At 64.2% G+C, this 22,802-nt stretch carries 17 protein-coding genes and 2 pseudogenes; 7 read left to right on the forward strand and 12 right to left on the reverse strand.

The genetic code is table 11. The annotated features are described in order from the left end of the window. The first annotated feature begins 2,059 nt into the window (after window positions 1-2,059). Together RBA41_RS00260 and RBA41_RS00265 are read left to right on the forward strand one after the other, a co-directional pair. Entirely contained in the window at window positions 2,060-3,001 is a 942-nt protein-coding gene (locus tag RBA41_RS00260; RefSeq protein ID WP_306620622.1) for an ATP-binding protein, read from the forward strand. Continuing rightward, window positions 2,989-3,375, forward strand: a pseudogene (locus tag RBA41_RS00265) (transposase); the annotation flags it as partial. The gene RBA41_RS00260 and the pseudogene RBA41_RS00265, both read left to right, overlap by 13 nt. 504 nt (window positions 3,376-3,879) lie before the next feature. Here the strand turns inward: RBA41_RS00265 and RBA41_RS00270 are convergent. The 3 genes from RBA41_RS00270 to RBA41_RS00280 form a co-directional block, all read right to left on the reverse strand. After that, complete coding sequence (locus tag RBA41_RS00270) at window positions 3,880-4,863, reverse strand: retron St85 family RNA-directed DNA polymerase (RefSeq protein WP_306619839.1); 984 nt, start codon at window positions 4,861-4,863, stop codon at window positions 3,880-3,882. Next, on the reverse strand, window positions 4,860-5,912 hold the full coding sequence (locus tag RBA41_RS00275) for a retron St85 family effector protein (protein WP_306619841.1): 1,053 nt from the start codon (window positions 5,910-5,912) through the stop codon (window positions 4,860-4,862). The genes RBA41_RS00270 and RBA41_RS00275 overlap by 4 nt, the downstream gene beginning before the upstream one ends. Window positions 5,913-6,720: 808 nt before the next feature. Further along, entirely contained in the window at window positions 6,721-6,975 is a 255-nt protein-coding gene (locus RBA41_RS00280; protein ID WP_306620649.1) for a hypothetical protein, read from the reverse strand. Between RBA41_RS00280 and RBA41_RS00285 the strand changes: the two are divergent. Both RBA41_RS00285 and RBA41_RS00290 read left to right on the forward strand, forming a co-directional pair. Next, window positions 6,925-7,729 (forward strand): annotated as a pseudogene (locus RBA41_RS00285) (IS5 family transposase). The gene RBA41_RS00280 and the pseudogene RBA41_RS00285 overlap by 51 nt on opposite strands. A gap of 52 nt (window positions 7,730-7,781) precedes the next feature. Next, entirely contained in the window at window positions 7,782-8,033 is a 252-nt protein-coding gene (locus RBA41_RS00290; protein ID WP_306619843.1) for a DUF2164 domain-containing protein, read from the forward strand. 29 nt (window positions 8,034-8,062) lie between these two features. Here the strand turns inward: RBA41_RS00290 and RBA41_RS00295 are convergent, their stop codons facing one another. Further along, window positions 8,063-11,224 (reverse strand): hybrid sensor histidine kinase/response regulator, encoded by a 3,162-nt coding sequence (locus RBA41_RS00295; RefSeq protein ID WP_306619845.1) that lies wholly within the window; start codon window positions 11,222-11,224, stop codon window positions 8,063-8,065. A 241-nt stretch (window positions 11,225-11,465) separates the two neighbouring features. Further along, window positions 11,466-11,873: a response regulator gene (locus RBA41_RS00300; RefSeq protein ID WP_306619847.1), complete on the reverse strand. Its 408-nt coding sequence runs from the start codon at window positions 11,871-11,873 to the stop codon at window positions 11,466-11,468. 185 nt (window positions 11,874-12,058) lie between these two features. Here RBA41_RS00300 and RBA41_RS00305 point away from each other — a divergent pair, with 185 nt between their 5' ends. Both RBA41_RS00305 and RBA41_RS00310 read left to right on the forward strand, forming a co-directional pair. After that, entirely contained in the window at window positions 12,059-12,790 is a 732-nt protein-coding gene (locus RBA41_RS00305) for a cache domain-containing protein (RefSeq protein WP_306619849.1), read from the forward strand. A 65-nt stretch (window positions 12,791-12,855) separates the two neighbouring features. Next, window positions 12,856-13,482 carry a GGDEF domain-containing protein gene (locus RBA41_RS00310; protein ID WP_306619850.1) on the forward strand — a complete coding sequence of 209 codons (627 nt, stop codon included), beginning with the start codon at window positions 12,856-12,858 and terminating at the stop codon, window positions 13,480-13,482. Window positions 13,483-13,496: 14 nt separating this feature from the next. Here the strand turns inward: RBA41_RS00310 and RBA41_RS00315 are convergent, their stop codons facing one another. Next, the gene (locus RBA41_RS00315) at window positions 13,497-14,309 is read right to left on the reverse strand and encodes a TlpA disulfide reductase family protein (RefSeq protein WP_306619852.1); all 813 of its coding nucleotides are present in this window, start codon (window positions 14,307-14,309) and stop codon (window positions 13,497-13,499) included. A gap of 141 nt (window positions 14,310-14,450) precedes the next feature. Between RBA41_RS00315 and RBA41_RS00320 the strand changes: the two genes are divergently transcribed. Continuing rightward, window positions 14,451-15,995 (forward strand): phospholipase D family protein, encoded by a 1,545-nt coding sequence (locus RBA41_RS00320; protein ID WP_306619854.1) that lies wholly within the window; start codon window positions 14,451-14,453, stop codon window positions 15,993-15,995. Here the strand turns inward: RBA41_RS00320 and dsbD are convergent, their stop codons facing one another. The 6 genes from dsbD to RBA41_RS00350 are packed head-to-tail and all read right to left on the reverse strand — an operon-like array spanning window position 15,996 to window position 22,790. Continuing rightward, window positions 15,996-17,828 (reverse strand): protein-disulfide reductase DsbD, encoded by a 1,833-nt coding sequence (gene dsbD, locus RBA41_RS00325; RefSeq protein WP_306619857.1) that lies wholly within the window; start codon window positions 17,826-17,828, stop codon window positions 15,996-15,998. Between the two features lie 33 nt (window positions 17,829-17,861). Continuing rightward, window positions 17,862-18,752 carry an FAD:protein FMN transferase gene (locus tag RBA41_RS00330; RefSeq protein ID WP_306619859.1) on the reverse strand — a complete coding sequence of 297 codons (891 nt, stop codon included), beginning with the start codon at window positions 18,750-18,752 and terminating at the stop codon, window positions 17,862-17,864. Next, entirely contained in the window at window positions 18,752-19,897 is a 1,146-nt protein-coding gene (locus RBA41_RS00335) for a DUF3570 domain-containing protein (RefSeq protein ID WP_306619861.1), read from the reverse strand. Before RBA41_RS00335 ends, RBA41_RS00330 begins: the two co-directional genes overlap by 1 nt. 17 nt (window positions 19,898-19,914) lie before the next feature. Further along, entirely contained in the window at window positions 19,915-20,154 is a 240-nt protein-coding gene (locus RBA41_RS00340) for a DUF4266 domain-containing protein (protein WP_306619863.1), read from the reverse strand. Next, entirely contained in the window at window positions 20,151-20,660 is a 510-nt protein-coding gene (locus tag RBA41_RS00345) for a TlpA family protein disulfide reductase (RefSeq protein WP_306619865.1), read from the reverse strand. The genes RBA41_RS00340 and RBA41_RS00345 overlap by 4 nt, the downstream gene beginning before the upstream one ends. 21 nt (window positions 20,661-20,681) lie before the next feature. Next, window positions 20,682-22,790 (reverse strand): choice-of-anchor D domain-containing protein, encoded by a 2,109-nt coding sequence (locus RBA41_RS00350; RefSeq protein ID WP_306619867.1) that lies wholly within the window; start codon window positions 22,788-22,790, stop codon window positions 20,682-20,684. Window positions 22,791-22,802 lie beyond the last annotated feature (12 nt).

The raw sequence follows: 22,802 nt of genomic DNA on the forward strand, positions 1-22,802 counted from the left end.
GCAGCAGCGGGCGCTGGCGGTGCTTCTGGCGCTCGCCGCGGCGCTTCCGGCCACGGCCGCCGGTCCCGCCGCGACAACCAGCGCGCCGCTGCCGCAAGTCAAGCCGGCCCCGGCGCCGGCCCCGGCAATCACCCTGCATCACAGCAGCTGGACCGCGCGCGACGGCGCCCCGACCATCATTTTCGCCATGGCGCAGTCGCCCGACGGCTGGCTGTGGCTGGGCGCCAGCACCGGCCTATACCGTTTCGACGGCGTGAAGTTCGAGCGCTACGCGCCGCGCACCGGCAGCCTGGCCTCGCCGGGCGTGTCGGCGCTGCTGGCCCTGCCGTCGGGCCAATTGTGGATCGGCTACCGCAGCGGCGGCGTCGGGCTGCTCAAGGATGGCGCGCTGCGCCATTACGGCAGCGCCGAGGGCATGCCGCCCTCGTCGCCGCATGCGATCCGGCGCGACGCGCAGGGCCGCATCTGGCTCGCCAGCAAAAGCGGCCTGTTCCGGCTGAACGGCGCGCGCTGGGAAAAGATGCCCGGTTTCGAGAAACTGGCCAACCAGCCGCAGGCGATGATGTCGGACAGCCGCGGCCGCTTTTGGGTCGGCAACGTCGAGACCGCCTTCGTGCTCGAACCGGGCGCGTCGGCATTTCGGCGCCTGCCCAATGTACTCGACCTGAGCGGCAATCTGATCGAAGCGCCCGACGGCACGATCTGGAGCAATGGCGGGCGCAACGACAGCCTCGAAGTGGTCGACCGGCAGCCGCTCGGCGCGGCGCGTTTTCGCCGCGTTGGCGGCGAATATTCCTCGCACATGCTGTTCGACGCCGAGGGCGAGCGCTGGCTGCTGCGGCGCGAAGGCGTCGAGCGCAGCTTCAGCGTCGACGGCCACACGGTCACCCAGCGCCTCACCCCGCAGCAGGGCTTGAGCGGCTACATCGTGTTTACCGCGCTGGAAGACCGCGAAGGCAATATCTGGGTCGCCAGCAACAGCGGGCTGGACCGGTTCCGCCGCACCAAGCTTGAAGCCGCCGCCTTGCCGCTGTACTACGGCGGCGAAGCGCGCGCGCTGGCCGCCGCCGGCAACGGCGCCGTCTGGACCGACGGCTTTTTCGTGCCGGGCGCGCGCGCGGTGCCGATTCCCGCGGCCGAGATGCCCTCGAACGGCATCGCCGAGCTGACCTGCCTGTACCGCGACAACGATGGCATTATCTGGGCAGGCGGCCATCGCGGCGTGTCCTACCTCGATGGCAAGACCTTCACCAAGCTGCTCACACCGCCCGACACCGAAGGGCGGCCGGTGCACGCCATCGCCAGGGAAGCGGACGGCACCATGTGGATCTCGTTTAACGGCGGTGGCGTCTACGAGCGCCGCGACGGCGAATGGCGCAAGGTCGTGCCGTATGCCGACTACGCCTCGCGCGGCGCGACCAGCGTCACCGCCATGGCCGATGGCCAGCTATGGCTGGGCTACATCGGCAACCGGATCGCGCTGCGCGAGCAAGGCAAGTTCCGCCTGCTCGGTCCCGCCGAGGGCTTGCAGGTGGGCGTCGTGTTCCAGGTCTACCGGCATGACAGCCGGACCTGGATTGGCGGCGATAGCGGGGTGGCGTACTTCGACGGCAAGCGCTTTCATCCGCTGCTTGGCGTGAATGACGAAAAATTCATGGGCGTGTCCGGCATCGTGGCCTCCGCCAGCGGCCAGTTGTGGCTCAACGGCAGCGAAGGCATCAGCGTGATCGACGCCGCCGAGCTCAAGCGTGCTGTGGCCGAGCCGGGCTATCGCGTGCGCTTCGTGCGCTACGACCAGGAAGATGGCTTGACCGGTACCGCGCCGCAGATGGTGCCGGTGCCGTCGGCGGTGGCCGCCAGCGATGGCCGCCTGTGGTTTACCACCGCCAACAGCGTGGTCTCGGTCGATCCGGCCCGGCTGCGCCGCAACCTGCTGGCCCCCCACGTGGAAATGCGCGGCGTGACCGTGGAAGGCCAGAACTATCCCGCGCGCGACGGCTTGCGCCTGCCGGCCGGCACGCAGCGCTTGCAGCTCGACTACACCGCGCTGAGCCTGTCGATGCCCGAGCGCGTGGCGTTCCGCTTCCGCCTCGAAGGACAGGACGCCGGATGGACCGCCGCCGGCCCCGGCCGCAGCGCTTTCTTTACCGGCATGGGCCCGGGCGAGTACCGTTTCCAGGTACAGGCGTCGAACCAGGACGGGGTCTGGAGCAACACCGGCGCCATCTTCCAGTTCAGCATCGCACCGACCCTCACCCAGAGCGTCTGGTTCCGTGCCGCCTGCGTGCTGCTCGCGCTGGGACTGCTGTGGGCGCTGTACCGCTGGCGCATGCGCCAGCTGGCCTCGCGCATCCAGGGCCGGCTGCAGGTGCAGGTGGACGAGCGCGAGCGCATCGCGCGCGAGCTGCACGATACCTTGCTGCAGGGCGTGCAGGCGCTGATCCTGCGCTTTCACATGGCGGCGACCAAGGTCGGGCCCCACGAACCGGTCAGGCAACTGATGGACAGCGCGCTCGACCAGGCCGAGCTGATGCTGCAGGAAGGGCGCGACCAGGTACAGGACTTGCGCGCGCACGACCATTTCCAGGCGGACATGGCGGGCATGCTCGAACGCGAAGGCCAGCGCATGGCGCAGGAACGCGGCGTGCAGTTTGCGCTGCGCGAGGCCGGACGGGTGCGCGCGCTGCCGCCGCTGGTGGCGCACGAGGTGTACCGGATCGCGAACGAGGCGATGCTCAATGCCTTCAAGCATGCCAAAGCGAGCAAGATCGAGGTGGAATTGCTGTACGAGCGCAAGGAACTGACGGTCGTGGTGCGCGACAACGGCTGCGGCTTGCCGGCCGAGGTGCTGCGCGACGGCGGCTTGCCGGGCCACTGGGGCTTGCCCGGCATCAGCGAGCGGGCCGAGCGCCTGGGCGCGAACGTGCGCTGGACATCGGCGCCGGGGCAGGGCAGCGAGATGCGCCTGAGGCTGCCTGGAACGCTGCTGTGGCCGATGTGACGCAGGCACATGCATTGCTGCACGGCGATGAAGTGGCGGTACTGGGCGATGCGGGATACCAGGGCGTTGAAAAACGCGAAGAGAATCTTGAAACTAAAGTGACTTGGCACGTCGCAATGAAGAGAACCAAACGCAAGGCGCTGCCTGCCAACAAACTCGGCCGCATGACGGAAAAGCTGGAGCACTTGAAGGCAAGCGTGCGGGCCAAAGTTGAGCATCCGTTCCATGTCGTCAAGAACCTCTTTCGTCATCGGAAAGCGCGCTACCGCGGCTTGAAGAAAAACACTGCCCAACTGTTCACCCGGTTCGGCTTCGCGAACTTGATACTCGCGGGCCGGCAATTTACGGTCTCGGAAACCCGAACTCCGTCCTGACAATGAAAGGGCGAGAAAAACGCCCTTGAAACGGAAGAATTGGCCGCCTCAACTGTGTAGATATCGCCGATGCGGCTCGTCAGAAACGCGGCATCAAAAACTTTGCACCGCCAGCCAGAATCGTCAATAGATCAGCGCTTCCCTAAGCCTGGAATTGAGGTATGGCAGAATAACGGAGTTCCAGCTGGTCAGGCCATAAGCCAAGTACATTTTCACGTAGCCGGTACTTTGCCAAGTGGAGGGACGGAGTTCGGCGATGTAGAGGAAATAAGTGTGGAGCAGACCGACAAAATTGCTAAGATATTCAACAGTAAAACACAATCATAAAATAGTGCGGAACATCGCGCTTCCATTTTCGGCCCAATGTAGTTGCGAGTGGAAGTTGACAGACCGCATTGCGCCTTTCTCAGAGCACGGCCGGCCTGCATGTCACAACCTCAACGGAGTTTTCGGTGTGGTCAAGGGCGGACGAAGCCCGGCGCAGCGCAAGTTCCACTCCCCGTATTACTCAGTCCGCGCAGCCCAGAGGCCCAATTCAGGCCCAAGCTTTTGTGTGCGCTTCTGAAATAATTCGTGCAATAGTTGATTACCATATTTTTGATTCATTCGAACGATAAAGTCCGGCTCCACATCCGACGCAAAACCTAGCAACCCTTGAAGGCGATAAATGTCGTCGTCCGGCAGACGATTCAGCGAAAACTTATGGATCAGCGCGCTTATCTCCCGCTTTCGATCCCGCCCAAGTGATATCTGAGCTTGGTTATTAATTACAAGGCCCGTAACGCGACGCTGAAATTTTTTCGATAAGTGGACAGTCTTTTGGTCATTAAGAGTTAGAACAACATGCTCTAGGTCGGCGATCACTTCACGCAACTTAGCCTCAATCTTCAAACAACTGCCCTTAGCATTCGTTGAAAATGTCAAATCATCTGCGTAACGAGTATACGATAACTGATTAGCCGCAGCCCAAGAACTAATGAGGTCATCAAATTCAAACATAATGGCATTTGAAAGCATCGGAGAACTTGGCGCGCCAACACTGAGACACAGAGTGTTTTGACCAACATGCTTAATACAGGAGGCTTGCGCCATCTTTGAGATATCGTTGGCGTCGAATGTATCCGACAGCCGATTGGTCAAGAAAGAAAGGACATGTTCATATTTGATAGAAGAGAAAAAATTGCTAAAATCAAATTTCGCTATATAGGAATTTGAAACGTGAACTAGTACGTTCGCTTTGATGCTTGCGCCTTTTTTGTACGCCGTGGCACATTCGTGAACCGCTAGTGTTGAAAACACGTTTTCAATTAACCATTTCTGAATGAATTTCGTCTCTTTTGCAGGCTGAGCAATAGTTCGATAGCCTCCGCTACGCTTTGGAATAGCATACGTCTTGTACGTATTAGGTGACCGCTGGATTAGCCTCTCTAACTGATATTCAGTAATTCCAAGGGAGATGTGAAGTAACTTCGATAAATTGAGCATCATCGTTGCAATCCTATCGCCGCCTGCTTAATAGCCCGCGATCGATTCCTTTGCTTTGGATGAGAATTGTAGAAGGCTAGGCATTCCATCTGGGTTCTGATAGCGTCATGATGTTCCCCTTCTTTGAGAGAGAGGCGAAGTCTATGGTACTTGGATTTACCTATCATATAGAATGTTGCATCACTGTATGTCTCTTTTTTTAGCAAGCGAAACTTTTCCAACAGGAATAATTTTCTTCGCAGTTCCTCTCGAGTTAGTTGTACTTCGAACGAAACCAGATATGCGAGAATTTCCGTTTCCTTGACTGCAGTAAACAAGCTCACGATTTCGCAAACCAGAACCACGATATGAGAATTAAGGCTGTTTTTGAAGACCGGGCTCTTCGGAATTTTTTCCAATTCCTCCTGAAGATCCGTAACCACATCTTTAATAATTTCAGCTGAAATAGACACTGGATTTGCAACGTTCCACGGATAGTTGCGGACTGCAGATTCATTGTCATCACGAATGAATTTCAAAATTCCCAAATTAATGAAAGATCTTAAATTTTCGGCAGTGTCAAAGTCACGCGATTTTATCGCAAAAATTTTCTTGCTGAGCTCGGGTAATTGAGAAAATGCGCCAAGTTCTGCAATAGCTCCTGGACTTTCTAAGACAATAGCTACCAATGAGCATATTCCCGCCAAATCCTCTTCAAAACTCATCAAATTCTTGAATATGCCATCCGCATGCCAGTCAGTTATATCTTCTGGTCGGTATGTTTCGTATTCCGAGGTTGCATGCGTAATCGCATGTCGAAGAGATACAATTGGGGGCTCTGGGTCTTCCGGACGCTCCTTGTACTTGACCTTGCCTCCACATAGCAACACTATGTGAGTCTCGGTGAATTCTAATCTCGTGGCGCTTAGATTTATCTTATCTAACAGAATGGGGCGGGGGTCTAGCAAGTCTGACACAGAAAAATGTTCTCCACCTAGAAAAGCCGCAGCGGCAATTTGCGGACCGGAGTGAGTGCAGCGAGTGTAGGGCCGGAAATTGTCGCTGCGGCTCAAGTCCAAGCAATTAAATAGAGTCTGGCTAAGCGCCCGACTAAACTGCAATCGATTTGATGCAATTTTATTCGCGTAAAGAACAGTTAATTTTCGAATGTTTCATGCTCCGTGTCAAGGTATTCTTAAATAGTCATAATTTCCATCGTGCAATAATTTAATTGGGATTTCCGGCCCTATGCCGTTTTGAGGAAGTTGACAGGTCGTATTTTCCCCGCCCCGATCCGTTGCTCATTGGCAAGCTGCCACAGCAGCGGCGTTTTCGGTGCAGTCAACGGCGGACGAAGCCCGGCGCAGCGAACCCTTGACGGCACATCGTGGCCGCGACCCCGTCTGGCGAAACGACTTCCCCGCGCTGGGTGGCAGGTTAGGGGGAAATTCACTCGATTTCGCAGCATCACGTTTCCACCGCCGTGTAAAGTTCCACTAAAAACGGCATAGAGCCAATTTTTCTCGTCTACCGCGAAGCGAAAGATGGTCCTCGGGTATTTGGGTTGCCCATTCAGTTTGTTCGTGAAATATCAGCCAGTCCTGAAGGCGTAACTTTAGATGTCGCATCACGCTGTGCGAAACAACCGGAGCTGACCCACGCTGGATGGCGCGCCGACGATCTGGCTCCCGCCATAATAGCCATTAGAGACATCGCCTCGAAGGCAACGGAGCGGAAGTCTGCTTTGGTGTTGTGGATGAGGCTGTGAAGGCGCCTGATACAGAAAGTTCGTTGAATCTATCCGTCTTTATCGGGAAGCTAGGTCTGAGGGGCAGGGGAATACACTCTCGCTTGTATGGCACAGTGGGTCGGGCATGCGTATTAATAGAGCCGATATGGCGGGTCAAGATTACGTGTGAAATTGAATAATTCAAGGGTCAGCAGACCGTCCAGCTGACGCTTGGCGGTCTGCTGAATATTTTCGTTCAACTGAACTTTGAGCGGCCGCAATGGGGCGGAAGCCGACGTACGCGGCCGCAGTCCGGGCATTAAGATGACGGCCGTGTTTGCAGCCGGACTGATGCCATGGCCCGAGCACTTCTTCCCGAAGACCTTTGGCCGCTTATAGAAGCTCATCTTCCAACTCACCATAGATCGCCGAAAGGTGGGCGACCGCGAATCAACGATCGTGCAGCCCTAACGGGAATCTTGTTTGTCCTCAGAACCGGAATACCTTGGGAGTACCTGCCGCGTGAGCTTGGGTGCGGCAGCGGCATGACGTGCTGGCGTCGCCTTCACGAATGAATGCAAGCGGGTGTTTGGCAGAGCGTCCACGAGGCAGTCCTGCATCGGCTCCGAGAGTTCGACCAGATCATCTGGGATCGAGCCTGCATTGACGCAGCTAGCGTGCCGGCACCGGCTGGCCGGCGAGCATACTGGTCGGAACCCGACTGACCGCGGCAAACTCGGCTGCAAACACCATTTACTAGTAGATCAGCGTGGACTACCCCTAGCAGCCCGAATCACAGGCGCTCAGGTCCATGATTCGCGCCCGCTCATCCCTCTCGTAGAATCGATCCCAGCAGTTAAAGGGCTATTAGGCCGCGCGCGCAAACGTCCAGGTAAGCTAGATGCTGATCGAGCGTACGCTTCAAGAGCGTATCGGGCCTGACTGCGCCGGCGAGGAATCTCAGCACGGATCGCACGCTACGGCGTCGAGTCACGCGAAAGGCTTGGCCAATGGCGTTGGGTCGTTGAACGCACGCTAGGGTGGCTGCACCGTTTTCGCAGACTGCGCATCCGTTATGAACGGCGAGCCGACATCCATCAAGCCTTTCTTTCGCTGGCCTGCTCACTCATCTGTTGGAGGTACGTCGAGAGGTTTTGTTAGGCGCTCTAAGTCTGCTAAGCTGCGGCTCCCAATCACGTTCCACGAAACAACGATGTCCATCAAACTGAACCAGGAAACGGAGGAGCGCCTGCTGTCCTCCCTGCAGCGCTATTGCATGAAGAATTTCGATGAAGAAGTCGGTGTGCTCAAGGCGCGCCTGCTGCTCGATTTCTGCCTGCGCGAAATCGGCCCGTCCATCTACAACCAGGCGGTGCAGGATGCCCAGGCGGTGATGCAGGAGAAGATTTCCGAAGTCGATACCAATTGCTACGAGACTGAATTTGCCTATTGGCAGAAAAAGTAGCGCGCCGCGGGACCGCCGCGGCAGCTTGTTCAGACCCGGCGGTCCGCGATTTTTTGCATCACCGCCATCAAGGCATGCATATCGTACGGCTTGTTCAGCACCAGATCGCCCGGCGCCACGCCGGGATGAATCTGCCCGGTGGCGAACACCACCGCCAGGCCCGGCAAAATTTCGCGCGCTTTTTCCGCCAGCACATTGCCCGGCAACCCCGGCAGGCCGACGTCGGTGATCATGACATCGAACGGCGTACGCGCCATCGCCTCCAGCGCCGCCTGCGCATCGGTAACGTATTCGACGCCATACCCCATCAGCTTGAGCATCTCGAAAGTGATCTCGCCCACCGCGGCCTCGTCCTCGACCAGCAGCACGCGCAGCGGCGCCGGGGGCAGTACGGCAGGCTGATCGGGCAACCCGGCCAGCAGCTGTCGTTGGTTGGCCAGCACGTGGCGGATTTTCCTGGCCAGCGCTTCGCGCGTGTATGGCTTGCCCAGCAGTTCGACCCCGGCGTCGAGCCGGCCGCCATGCACGATGGCGTCTTGCGTGTAACCCGAGGTAAACAACACCGCCAGTTGCGGCAAGCGTTCGCGCGCGCGCCGCGCCAGCTCGGGACTGCGCAGCGGCCCCGGCATGATCACGTCGGTAAACAGCAGGTCGACGTGAACGCCGCTGTCGATCACGGCCAGCGCGCTGGCGGCGTCGCTGGCCCTGAGCACGCGGTAGCCCAGCTCGGTCAGCATCTCGACCACGGTGGCGCGCACCTGGTCGTCGTCTTCGGCCACCAGGATGGTTTCGGTGCCGCCGACATACACCGCGTCGACCGGCCTGGCCTGCGCGTCTTCCTCGTTGAACGAGCGCGGCAGGTAGATCCTGACGGTGGTGCCGTGCCCGGCTTCGCTGTCAATCTTCACATGGCCGCCCGATTGCTTGACGAAGCCATACACCATCGACAAGCCCAGTCCGGTGCCCTTGCCCTCCGGCTTGGTGGAGAAAAACGGCTCGAAGGCGTGCGCCAGCACCTCGGGCGTCATGCCCTTGCCGGTATCGCGCACGGCCAGCGCCACGTAGTGCCCCGGCGCCACCTCCGGGTGGGCGCTCGCATACAGGTCGTCGAGCAGCGCGTTGCCTACTTCAATGGTCAGCGTGCCGCTGCCTTCCATCGCGTCGCGCGCGTTGATGGCCAGGTTCAGGAGGGCGTTTTCCACCTGGGCCGTGTCGACCAGGGTGTTCCACAGATCGCCTGCAATGACGGTGTCGATCTCGATCGCTTCGCCCAGGCTGCGGCGCAGCATGTCTTCCATGCCGATCACGAACTGGCCGATCTTGACCACTTTCGGTTCGAGCGCCTGGCGCCGGCCGAAGGCGAGCAGGTAGCTGGCCAGCCTGGCACCACGGTCGACGCCCGCCATCGCGTTCTGGACCCGCCGGGCGGCGCGCGGATTGCCTTGCACATCTTTCGACAGCAATTGCAGATTGCCCGAGATAACCTGCAGCAGGTTATTGAAATCGTGCGCCACGCCGCCGGTCAGCTTGCCGATGGTTTCCATTTTCTGGGCTTGCTGGAGCGCCAGTTCGGTCTGGCGCATGGCTTGCGCCGCCTGGCGCTCGGCGCTGATGTCGCGCCCCACCGCATGGATGAACTGCTGGTCCGGTGCCGCGCTCCACGACAGGATGCTGTAGCCGCCGTCGCGCCGGCGGTAGCGGTTTTCAAAACGGAAGGTCAGCGCCCCCGTGCCCAGCGACGCCACCTGTTCCAGGGTCGCGGCGCGGTCGTCGGGATGAACCAGTTCCATGAACGATTGTCCAACCACGGTATCGGTATCCCAGCCCAGCACGGCGCTGAACGCCGGGTTGACCGCGACGATGGCCGCGTTGAAGTCGGCCACCAGCATGATGTCGGTCGACAGGCGCCACATGCGGTCGCGTTCGGCGGTACGGGCACCGACCTGCTCGGCCAGCGTGCTGTTGAGCCGTTCGAGCGCCAGCGAACTTCCCTTGTGGTCGTCGATGTCGGTGTTGGTGCCGATCCAGCTGAGCAGCTCGCCGCTGTCGCTGAAAATCGGCAGGGCGCGCACCAGGTGCCAGCGATAAGCGCCGTCGGCGCGCCGGATGCGGAACTCGGTTTCGTAGACCTCGCGCTCGGCGAGGGCATGGGCCCAGCGTTGGGCCGCGTCGGCAATGTCGGGCTGGTACACGATGGAGGTCCAGGCATCGCCGTCGAGTTCGCCCTGCGCGGCGCCGCAGTAGGCGTACACGCGGTCGTTGAACCAGTCCAGGTAGCCGTCGGCGCGGGCCGACCATACGTGGTTGGGGACCGCTTGCGCCCACACGCGGAACTTGAGCTCGTTGGCGCGAGTCGTCCGTTCGGCGTGGACCCGTTCGGTCACCTCGGCGCCCTGCACGAACACGCCGTCGATGACACCCTTGTCGTCGCGTACCGGCTGGTACACAAAGTCGAGGAAGACCTGGCGTGCCGGGCTGGTGGCGGTGGCCGCAAACGTCAACGGCAGCGCGGCGCCGTTGAAGGCGATCCCGCTGCCGAACACGCGGTCGAGGTGGGCAATGTAGCCCTGTTCTTCCGCTTCCGGCAGCACCTCGCGCACAGTCTTGCCGAGCACGTCGCGTTGGCCGACCAGGTCGAGGTATGCCTTGTTGGCGAGCACGAATTCGTGTTTTTTTCCCGTCAGCAGGGCCATGAAGCCGGGCGCCTCGTGGAACATGCTGTGCAGACGGCCCAGTTCGCCGCGCGCGTGGCGTTCGGCCAGCACCTTGCCGGTGGTATCGATGACGATCGCGATCGCGCCGGCGACCTGGCCGGCGTCGTCCACCAGCGGGGAATAGTCGAGGTTCAGCCAGAAGTGCTCCGGCACGCCGTTGCGGGTCCACGTCAATTCCTGGTCGCGGTAGGTCAGGGTGCCGCCGCCGAGCACCACCGCCAGCACGTTCTGGTTGAAGGCGGCGACGTCCGGGAAAGCCGCGCATACCGGCATGCCCAGAATGCCGGGGTGGCGGGTGCCGGCAAAATGGGCATAGCCGGCGTTGTAGAGCATGACCCCTTGCGGCCCCCACAGGATCGTCATGGGAACGGGCGAGCGCAGGATCAGCGCGACGCCCGTTTTCAGGGCTTGCGGCCAGTTGCCGATCGGTCCGAGCGGTGTGGCGGCCCAGTCGAGCGCGGCGAACGCCGCGCCCATGCCACCCCCGTCCGAAAGGAATGGGGGAAGCGTGGACGGGGCAGGGAAAGCGGTCATGAGTGGTGATCGGTGATGTGGCGAAGCGCGCGCAAGAGGTCCGGAAAACGCGAAAATCATTCCTTTCGCAATGATCCTCGACTGTCGTGTTTGCGGAACGGAAAATGGGTGAGACGCGGCGGCGCGAGCGCGCCGCCGGCGTGGATCACGAGCGGCGCGCCGCAGCGGCGCGCGGTGGCCGGCATCAGGGCATGCGGTCGATCAGGTCCTTGATCGTGCCCGGATTGACCGGTTTGACGAAATAATGGTCGAAGCCCGCGCCGAGCGAACGCTGTTTGTCGTACGCCTGGCCGTAACCGGTCAGGGCGATCAGCACCGCCCCCGAGGTGTCCGGCAGGCGCCGCAGGTTTTCCGCCAGCACGTTACCGTTCATGCCGGGCAGGCCGATGTCGAGCACGCACACCTGCGGGCGCAGTTCGCGCGCCAGGTTCAGGGCCGCGTACGGGTCGGTGGCGATGGTCACCGCGTAGCCGCACAGTTGAAGATAGGTGCCGAGCGTGTCGGCCGCGTCGGCGTTGTCGTCGACGATCAGTATCCGGGGGCGTTCTGTTGCCGACGGCGTCGGACTTGTGGCAAGGGTTTGTGGCTGCACTGTGTACACCTTTTGGTCTTCGGTTCGATCACGAATCGGTCAGGCAGGGCGCTTGTCGCGGCACCATGCGCAGTTCCGTAAATTGATATGTCATAGGCAATCTCGCGGCGCCGGGCTTGTGCTTGGACGGTCGGCCAGCCAGAAACCTCAACAATGTTCTTATGTTACGCTTTTTTACAAAATTGTTGCGTTCGCTTGAGCACTGCTGTCGCGCCTGTCGAGAGGGCCGCACGGGCGCGCTGTCGGGCCAGCCGGTCATTCTCGTCACTGAACCGCTGTATGACGAACAAGGCAAGCTGATCTTCATGCTGGGCGGCGCCATCGACCTGCAGCGTCCGCGCTTTTTCGGCCAGCTCGCAGCGCTCGGATCGGGCGCGACCGGCTATCTGTTCATGCTGACCGGCGCCGGCACCATCATTCATCATCCCAACAAGGAGCGCATGTTGCAGCGCGTGCAGGACGAGGCCGGCGGCGCCGTGGCCTCGACCGTGGCCGCGCTGGGCGGTTTCGAGGGCTGGGTCGAAGGCCCCACCAAGCGTGGCGTGCGCGCCCTGATCACCTACAAGCGCCTGCGCAAGACCGACTCGATTGTGGGCGCCGTGTATCCGGTCGACGAAACGTTCACGCCGCTGATCCATATGCGCCCGACCGCGCTGCGCGGCCATGTGGCAGGCATCGTCGACGGCAGCGCCGGGACCGCTGTGTTCAATGTGCGCGGGCGCGCTGAATTTAGCGAGCTCAGCCGCGCGTCCTACACGCTCTCGCAGCAGCGCCGCCAGGCCGAACTGAAGCTGGAAGCCCAGGCCCGTACCGACATCCTGACCGGCATCGACAACCGCCGCATGTTCGAGGAAACCTTCGCCGCCGCCCGGGGACGGGCGGCGCGCGGCAACACCGCCACTGACCGCCACGGATAATGCTTGATTGCAGGTAACTCCGGCGGTAAGCTCTGCCTATCGGTTTTCATCTTCAAGGAATTTACATGAGCACAGAATGCGACGGTTGCCCGGCATGCGCGCCCTTGCGCGCCAGACTGGCTGAAAAAGAACAGGACATCCTGAACCTGACCGAGTCGCTCACGCGTCACGACATCCTGACCGGCGTGCTCAACCGGCGCGCCCTGACCGAGCTGGTGGCCGAAGAGCTGCAGCGCTCCTCGCGCACGGGCCAGCCGTTCTGCTTCGCCATGATCGGCATCGATCACATGAAGGACGTCAACCAGCAGTTCGGCCACGACATCGGCGACGCTGTGCTCCAGGGCATCACCCGCTCGGCCACCGAATTGCTGCGTACGCTGGACCGCTTCGGCCGCATCGAGAGCGACCAGTTCGGCGTGATCCTGCCGGCCACCTGGCTGCACCAGGGCGTGCTGGCGATGAACCGCCTCACCGCCAAGGTCGCCGCTTTCGGCTGGGACACGCTCACGCCCGGCACCACGGTCACTTTCTCGGCCGGCCTGACCACCAATGCGCCGGCCGAAACGGCCGAGATGATGATCCAGCGCGCCGAAAAAGCCATGGCCGAAGCCAAGCAGGAAGGGCGCAACCGGACCGTGCAGATCGAGCAGGAATTGCCCGCGGGGCTGTTCGCCGCGATGGACGATATGTAGTTGATTTGATGTAATTAATCCGGCTTGCGCAGGCGCGCCAGCTTGCTCTCGAGCGAGGCCGCCGACACGGCGCCGAGATGCGAATCGGCAAGCCGGCCGCTGGCGTCGTAAAACAGGGTGGTCGGCAGCGCGCCCGACCCCACCTCGCGACCCATGGCCGAATTGGCATCGAGCACCACGTTTTCCAGCGTCGGTGCGCTGCCGTTCACATACGCCCGTACGGTGTGCGCATCTTCGCCCTGGTTGACGAAAACAAACACCACATTGCGCTCGCGTTGCTGGGCGGCGGCGAGCAGCGGCATTTCTGCGCGGCAGGGCGGGCACCAGCTGGCCCACAGATTGACCACCACCGGCCGCCCTTGCGCCAGCGCCGCCAGCGTGACCGGCGCGCCGGTGGGCGTGCTCAGCGCCGTCACGGGCAAGGGCTTGGGTTCGCTCAGGTTCAGCAGCAGCGGCGCCCCCGACGTGAACCAGGCCAGCGCCCCCGCCAGCATGCCGGCCGCCAGCGGATTGCGCAGGCGCGGGTTCTTCAGCATGCGCCAGCCGCCGTACGCCAGGCCGGCCAGCATCACCGCCCATGGCGTAAAGCCGCCATCGCGGATATCGATGATCGATAGCGGCGCCGCGCGGTACTGGGCGAACCAGGTGGCCACGAACACGATCCGGCCCGCCACCAGCCCGACCAGCAGCATGTCGAGCAGCACCTTGCCGGTCCGGACCTTCTGATGGCGCCCAACCCAGTTGCCGAGGCCGCATGCTATAAGTAGCGATATGAGCAGCAGCAGGTGCGCCGTCTGGAAGCTGAAGGGCCCGAGGCTGACGGTCATGGCAAGGTTCTTTTCATGGGGCGGGTCTGGATAAATAAACGTCAACATTGTCGCGCACACAGATTAGGCCGGGGTTAACGCAGGAACCGCGCCGCCACTGGCATAATCCGGTTCGCCCTTGGGCGCAGTCCGGGAGGAAGCATGCAAACATCACCACTGACCTCGATGCTGGCCGCGCTGCTGCTCGCGGCCACGCTGTGCGGCTGCGCCGGCCTGCCCGCGCTCGATGGCCGCACGCCCAGCCACTACATCGCCGCCACCGCCGCCACGCGCCTGGGCACGGCGCTGGCGCCGCTGAACGCAGCCCATCCCGGCATGTCGGGCCTGTATTCGCTGGCCAACGGGCGCGACGCCTTTGCCGCGCGCGCCATGCTGGCCAACGCCGCCGAACGCACCCTCGACATCCAGTACTATATCTGGCGCAACGATACCACCGGCATGTTGCTGTTCAACGCCTTGCGCGAGGCGGCGGCGCGCGGCGTGCGGGTGCGCCTCCTGCTCGACGATAACAACACGCGCGGCCTCGACCCGGTGCTCGCCGCGCTCGACGCCGACCCCAACATCGAAGTGCGCCTGTTCAATCCCTTCGTCACGCGCGCGCACCGCGCCGTCGGCTTCCTGTCCGACTTTACGCGCCTGAACCGGCGCATGCACAACAAATCCTTCACGGCCGATAACGCGGCCACCATTATCGGCGGGCGCAATATCGGCGACGAGTACTTTGGCGTGGCCGGCAGCCTGCTGTTCATCGATCTCGATGTGATGGCGGTCGGACCGGTGGTGGAGGCCGTCTCGCGCGACTTCGACCGCTACTGGAATAGCCGCTCGGCCTATCCGGTCGCTCTGCTGGTGCCGGCGGCCGCCCCCGGCAGCGCGGACAAGCTGGCCGTACAGGCCGGGCAGGGGGCGGCGGGCGCCGAGTACGTGGCGGCGCTGCGCGCTTCGCCTTTCGTCGCGCAGCTGGTCAACCGCAGCCTGCCGTTCGAGTGGGCCACGACGACGCTGGTGAGCGACGACCCGGACAAGGTGCTCGGCAAGGAGGCGCCTGAGTCCAAGGTCGCTTACCAGCTGCGCAAGCTGTTGGGCGACCCGACCCGGACGGTGGACCTGGTATCGTCGTACTTCGTGCCCGGTAAAACCTGGGCCGCCAATTTCGCGGCGATGGCGGCGCGCGGCATGGACGTGCACATCCTGACCAATTCGCTCGAAGCGACCGACGTGGCAGTGGTCCACGCAGGCTACGCCAAATGGCGCAAGCCCTTGCTGGAAGCGGGTGTGACGCTGTATGAACTGCACCGCGGCGTTGGCGGCGAGCGTGCGCCCGAAGGGGCAAAGGGCGGTAAGCTTGGCAGCTCCGCATCGAGCCTGCACGCGAAGACGTTCTCGGTGGACCGCAAGCGCGTCTTCATCGGGTCCTTCAACTTCGACCCGCGCTCGGCCGACCTCAATACCGAGATGGGGTTTGTGATCGAGAGCCCCGACATGGCTGCCCGCATGGCGAAGGCCCTGCGCGAGCGGGTGCCGGCGCGCGCTTACCGGGTGCGCCTGGCCCCCGACGGCGCCCTGTACTGGACCGAGCGCGTGGGGGATACGGAAATCCGCCACGACACCGAGCCCGGTACCGGCTTCTGGAAGCGCGCGGCGGTGAGCGTGCTGTCGCTGCTGCCGATCGACTGGCTGCTGTAATCAGCCTGCCGTGCCGTGCGCGGCCTGCAGGCGCTCGGCAAAGCGCTGGGCCGGCACGAAGCCGATGATGCGCCCCTGCGGCACTTCCCTGCCGCTGGCATCGAACAGGATGATGCCCGGTGGCCCGAACAGGCTGAATTTTTTCATCAGCGCGCGGTCGTCGGCGTTGTTGGCAGTGACGTCGACCTGGATCAGGCGCATTTTCTTCATCGAGGCGGCCACCGCGCTGTCGGGGAACGTCATCCGTTCCATCTCCTTGCAGGCCACGCACCAGTCGGCGTAAAAGTCGAGCAGCACCGGCGTGGTGGTATCGGCCAGCGCGCGTTCCAGTTCGGCGACGGTGCGGATGCGCGTGAACTGCGGGCCCGTTTCAGCGTGGGCGAGCGCGGTGCCGCCACCGCCGCGCAAATGCGCCAGCGGCTGCAGCACATCGCGGCCCGAGCTGGCCGCGCCGGCCAGCTCGAACAGGCCGCCGACCAGCATCACCACGCCCAGCGCCTTGCCGGCGTAGGCACCGGCGCCGCTGTGCGGCGGCAGCGCCTGGCCCACATGCAGGAACAGCGCGCACAGGATCGCAAAGCCGCCCCACAGCGCCATCATCACCGGTACCGGGAACACCGGCGACACCATCCAGATCGCGACCGCGATGAGCAGCATGCCGAACACCTTTTTCACGCCATTCATCCAGGCGCCGGCGCGCGGCAGCAGGCTGCCGGCCGAAAGACCGGTCAGCAGCAGCGGTACGCTCATCCCGAGCGCCATCGAAAACAGGGCCCAGCCGCCGATCCAGGCGTTGCCGGTCTGGCTGATGTACAGCAGCGCGCCGGCCAGGGGGCCGGCCACGCACGGACCGACGATCAGTGCCGACAGCGCGCCCATGATGAACACGCCCACGAAGCGTCCGCCGCGCACCGCGCCGCCGGTGCTGGAAAGGCGGGTTTGCAGCGCGCTTGGCAGCTGCAACTGGTAGACATCGAACATCGACAGCGCCAGTCCGACCAGCAGCGCGCCGAACGTCAGCAGCACCCATGGCTTTTGCAGCGCCCCGGCCAGGCCTTCGCCCGCCAGCCCGGCGCCCACGCCCAGCGCCGTGTAGACCAGCGCCATGCCGAGACAATAGGCGGAAGCGAGCAGCAGGCCGCGGCTGCGCGAGACCGTCCCTTCGCCGACAATGATCGACGACAGGATCGGCACCATCGGCAGCACGCATGGCGTGAACGACAGCAGCAGGCCAAACAGCAGGAACGCGCTGCCGATACGCCACAGGCTGCCGCTTTGCAGGGTGCGCTGGGCCAGCGTGGTGTCGTCTTCAGGAGCGGCGGCGCTGGCCGCGCTGTTGGCCGCGACACTGGCTGCTGGCGGCGCCTCCGCCTGGGGTGTCAGCACGCCAGGTTTGGCCGGATCGACCAGATAGGTTTTGCTGACCGGCGCGTAGCACAGGCCGGCGTCGGCGCAGCCCTGGTAGGCGACGTTCAGGGTGAAGGGTTTACCCGGCGCTGGGGCTAGCGCGACATCGAGCTGGCCCTGGTAGGTTTCCATCTCCTTGTTGAAGTTCTCGTCGAACTTGCGGATGCCGGCCGGCAGCGCCGGTGCGGGAATCGGCGCGTCGCCGGCGGCGCTGGTGAACGCCAGCCGCTCGCGGTACAGGTGGTAGCCCGGCGCGATGCTCCAGCGCAGGGCGATGGCGCCGCCGTCACGCACTTCGGTACGCAGCACGAACGCTTGTTCGGGGTCGAGGAAGTCGTCGGCCGCGGCGGCCTTGCCCGCCCAGCCGGCAAAGGCGAGCATGGCCAGCAGCGACAGCAGCCATCTCAGGAAGGGTGCGGATTTCATGGTGGTTCTCCAGTAGTTAAATCGGTGGTGGTCTTACACATCCTTGCGGAAGCACTGGCCTTGCTGGTCGATGGCGAGGTAGGCCATGCCTGAGTTGTCGAGGAAGGCCAGGCCATCCTCCTGCATCAGCATGGCGATGGTGGAACAGCTGCCGGCGGCAATCGCCAGGGGGCCGAGCACGCTGACCGAGCGCCAGTGCGACACCGGCATGCCGCTGCGCGGGTCGAGCACATGGCAATAACGCTTGCCGGCGATGTCGATGAAGCGTTCGTAGTCGCCGCTGGTGGCGAGCGCGCCGCTGGCAATCGGGATCGCGCCGGCCAGGCGTTCGGTGTCGCGCGGGTCCTGCACGCCGATCTCCCAGGGGGCGCCGTCGGGGCGCGGGCCGATGATGCGCAGGTCGCCCCCCAGGTTGACGTAACCGTGGCGCACGCCGCCGGCCGCCAGCAGCGCGGCCGCGCGGTCGGCCGCGTATTCCTTGCCGAAGCCGCCGAAGTCGATTTCCATGCCCGCCTTGGCCAGGCGGATGGCGCCATGCTCGCGCTGCACGTGCTGCCAGCCGACCAGCGGCAGCAGCGCGTCGAGTGCCGCCTGCGCCGGCAGCACGGGACGGCGAAAGTCCCAGGCGCGCCGTAGCACGCCCGAGGTGATGTCGAACAGGCCGCCGCTGCTGGCGTGCAGCACGCGGGCGTAGTCCAGCAGCGCATTGGTCTCGTCGTCGCAGACCACCGGATCGCGCCCGGCCGCATGATTGATGCGGTTCACAATGCCGCCGGTGCGGTAGCGTGAATAGGTGGCCTCGATGCGCAACACCTCGTCGATGGCCACCTGCGCCAGGCGGGCGCCATCGACGCCCGGCGCGATGGCCAGGCGCAGCTCGCAGCGGCTGGCCATGGCCTCGAACGGGAACGCTTGCACGTCCATTACCACTGCCGCGTGAGGCCCAGCTGGATGCTGTGGGCGCGCAGCGGCTCCAGTCCCGGGCTGCCTTTGTCGAACAGGCGCCAGCTGCCGCGCTGCTGGTAGGCTTCCAGCTTGACGTCGACGATCCAGTCGCGGCTGAGCTGCTTGGCCACCTTGATCCCCAGCGTGACGGCGCCGAAGCCCGACAGGCGCTGGTCGGCCGACGACAGGGCGTCAGGGTTGCCGGCATAGCCGGGCCGGAACGGCTCGCCCAGCACGCCGTCGTACACCGGGTCGAAGTAGAAGCGCGCCGCGCGCTGCGAATACAGGCGCGCCGACGGCGTGATGATCCAGCCCTGGCCGGCCGGCTGCACGTATTCGCCGCCGAAGGTGTGGGCGCGGATGCCGTAGGTGTCGGTGTAATAACGGTACGAGAGGCGGCTGGTGCCCCCGGTGGCGGCGTAATGATGGTTCCAGCGCCCCATCAGGGTGCTCTGGTTGCGCTGGCGCGGACGGTTGTCGAACGCCTTGTACGGGTCCGAAAAATAGCCGTGGCCGCGGTTATGGGTCACGGTCAGCTGCGCCAGGTCGTTCGGTCCCAGTACCTGGGTCACGCCGGCGAGGAAGTTCACGGTCTGGCGCGACTCGTCGCGCACGATGAAATTGACCGGGTTGATCGCATCGTCCGAGCCGCCCACGCCGAGCGACCAGGTGGTGTTCTTGTCTTCGCTCGACATGGTGCCGGTTACGGACAGGGCGCGCGAGTCGTAGTCATGCTCGGTCGAATAGGCCGCGCCCATGGTCAGGCTGCCGCGCTGGAAGTAGCGCGTGACAGAGGCGTCGCCGGCCTTGCGGTCGTCGCTCATGCGCGAGGCGCCCGATACGGCCGTGTGGTAGCGCGGCGACGCGCCCGAGACATCGTCGGCCGTCAGCGAAGCGGCCACCGACCAGACGCCGGCCACGGGCGCGATCAGCGAGACCGATGGCGCGCGCACGCGGATGCGGTCCATGCTGGACTGGCTCTCTTCGTAACTGAGCAGCTTGACGCTGATGGATGCGTGCTCCGGCGGCGTTTCGGCGTGCACCAGGCCTGGCAGCATCAGCGCCGCCGCCAGGATGGCGTGGCCGAGGGCCGCGGGTTGTGCGGGGAGGAGTTGGGTGGTCATGTGCTTGTTCATTCCTCTCAGTTGCAACCGCAGCCGCCGCCGCCGACACCGCTGCCGCCGGACGCCGCCTCGCGGCTCGCATAAATATGTTCATTGAAGCGCGTTTCGAGTCCATCGCCTTCCATCAGCATTTCCGGCTTGGCCAGCGTGCCTTTTTCCCAGGCTTGCACCGGGGTGATGGCCGAGCAGCCGGTGGCGCCGGCGGCCAGCGCCGCCAGGGCGCCGGCGCGCAGCAGGGTCATGATCGTCATTGTCATTTTTTCGCTCCCAGTGCAGCCTTGATTTTGGTTTCCAGCTCCTCGCGGTCGGCCGCCTTGAAGCCGCTATGCTCGAACAGCACCTTGCCGTCCGCGCCAATGAGGACGCTGCTCGGCATGCCCTTGATGCCGTAGCTGCGCGGCGTGGCGCCGGCCGGATCGAAGCCGATCGCGAACCTGGCCGGCGTGCTTGCCAGGAAGGCGCGCGCGTCTTCCACCTTGGCGTCGACGTTGACGCCGACGATCTGCAGGCCCTGCGCGCCGTACTTGGCCTGCATGTCGTTCATCCACGGGAACGACTGGCGGCACGGGCCGCACCACGATGCCCAGAAGTCGACATACACCACCTTGCCGGCGTATTTATCGAGTTTGACCGCGCCATCGGGCCCCGCGAGGTCGAACGCCGGTGCGGGCTTGCCCGCTTCCAGCGCGCTTGCCGGCACCGCCAGCAGCGCCAGGACGAGGGACGCGGCCAGTGCGCGGGTATTACGTTTGAAGTTGTTCATGCCAGTTCCTAAAGTGATCGGTCAGGACTGCGCCGGATTGCGCCGGCGCCAGAAGAGGACGGCGGCCGCCATCAGGGCCAGCAGGGCCAGCATCGGATCGCTGCCGCCGCGCACCGACGAACAGCCGCCGCCGCCCCGGTTTTGTGCCGGCGGCGCGTTGACCGGCGTGGCCGCGGCCTGCCCGGCCAGCGCGATGGTCCAGCTGCCGCCGCCATCCGCCTGCAGCACGACGCTGCCGTTGCTGGCGCCCGCCGTGGCCGGGGTGTAGCCGATCACCAGGTCGCACGACGCCCCCGGTTGCAGCGCAAACGGCAAGGCCGGGCAGCCGCTGGCGTCAGCCACGCGCGCGAATGGCCCGCTGAAGTTCGCCGACGACAGGCTGATGGCCGCGGTGCCGGCATTACTGAGCGTGAAGCGTTTGGATCCCGCACCGGCGCCGAAGTCGAACGATTGCGGGGCCAGCGTGAGTGCCGGCGCCGCGGCGATGGCGGTGCCGGTACCGGTGAGCGGCAGCGAAAACTGCGTGCCGCCGTCGGTGACCAGCAGCAGGCTGGCGCTGCGCGCGCCCGGTGCGCCCGGCTTGAAGCTGGTATCGATGGTGCAGCTGCCGGCGGGGCTGAGCGTGCCGTTGACGGCGCACGAGCCGCCGAGGATAAAGTCGCCGCCATTGGCGCCATCGATCACCAGGGTCGCGATCTTGAGCGCGGCGGTGCCGGGATTGCGCAGCACCGTCGTGTGCGGCGCTGCGCTTTTACCGACCTGGATCTCGCCGAAGCCGATGGGACCGGCGTCCGACAGGGTTGGCGTGGCGACAGCGGCGGTGGTGCCGGCGCCGCTGACGGCCACCTGCACCGACCCGCCGTTGTAGCTGGCCACCAGCGTGGCCGACACCGCGCCTTCGGCCGCCGCCGCGAACACCAGCGGCACGCTGCACGTGGCGCCCGGCGCCAGCGCAGCGCCGCAGTGAGTACCCGGCGCCACGCTGATGGCGGAGGACCCATTGACGGCGATCGAGGAGAATGTGAGTGCCACGTTGCCGGTATTGGCCAGCGTGACGTTCTGCGTTGCGCTGGCCGCGCCGATGGTCTGGCTGCCGAAAGCGAGCACGCTCGGCGTGGCGCTTGCCGCCGCCGCCGCGCTGGCGCCGCTGCCGGCCAGGCCGATGGTCACGTTGCCGTTGGCGGCATTCGACACCAGGTTCAGATTGCCCGAGAACGGGCCGTTGGCGGTGGGCTGCGCCCGTACCGTCAGCGCGCAGCTGGCGCCGTTCGCAAGCGGCTTGTTCACCGCGCAGTCGCCGCCCAGCGTGAAGGTGGCGCCGCTGGCGCCCGCCAGCGTGATGGCGCTCAGGGTCAGCGCGGTCTGGCCGCTGTTACTGACCGTGATGCTCTGGGGTGCGGACGCCACGTTGGTGGCCAGTGCGCCGAAATTGACGCTGGTGGCCGACACGCCGATGGTGGACTGGGGCGATGCGCTGCCGGTGCCGCTCAGGGCCACGCTGCTGGTGCCGCCGGTGCCGTTGTGGGCCACCGCCAGAGTGGCGCTGCGCACGCCGGCAGTAGCCGGCTTGAAGCTGACCAGCACCGTGCAATCGGCGCCCGCGGCGACCGCGCCGCCGGGGGCGCAGGTGCCGCCGGCCACGCTGAAATCGGCGGCGGCGGCGCCGGTCACGCCGATGGTGTCGATAGTGAGCGCGCCGGAGCCGGTGTTGGCCAGGGTGGCGCTCAGGGAGCTGCTGGTCTGGCCAAGGACGGTGCCGCTGAAGGTGAGGCTGGACGGGTTCAGGCTCGCCACCGGCGCCGCGATCACGCCCGGGTTGCCGATAAAGGCCGCCAGGTCGGCCAGGTCGACGGCGCTGAATTTGCCGGCGTAGATATTGCCCATGCCGCCCCTGTTGGCGGCAATCGCGGCGCTGATGGCGGCCGGATTATCGGCTGCGCTCAGGATATTGCTGACGTTCGCTGCCGGCGAGGCGCTGTGGCAGCGGGCGCAGGCCGCGCCGCCGCTGGGCGGGCCGTTCAGGTACAGGCTTTTGCCGTGCACGGCATCAGCCGCGTGGGCCTGGCCGATTGCCATCAGTGCGCACAGTCCGGCGCCAAGGCCGGATTGGTTCAGTCGAAATCCCGTCATTGCTACTCCTGG

Origin of the sequence: Massilia scottii, from assembly GCF_030846495.1 — a bacterium.
Taxonomy (GTDB): domain Bacteria; phylum Pseudomonadota; class Gammaproteobacteria; order Burkholderiales; family Burkholderiaceae_D; genus Telluria_A; species Telluria_A violaceinigra.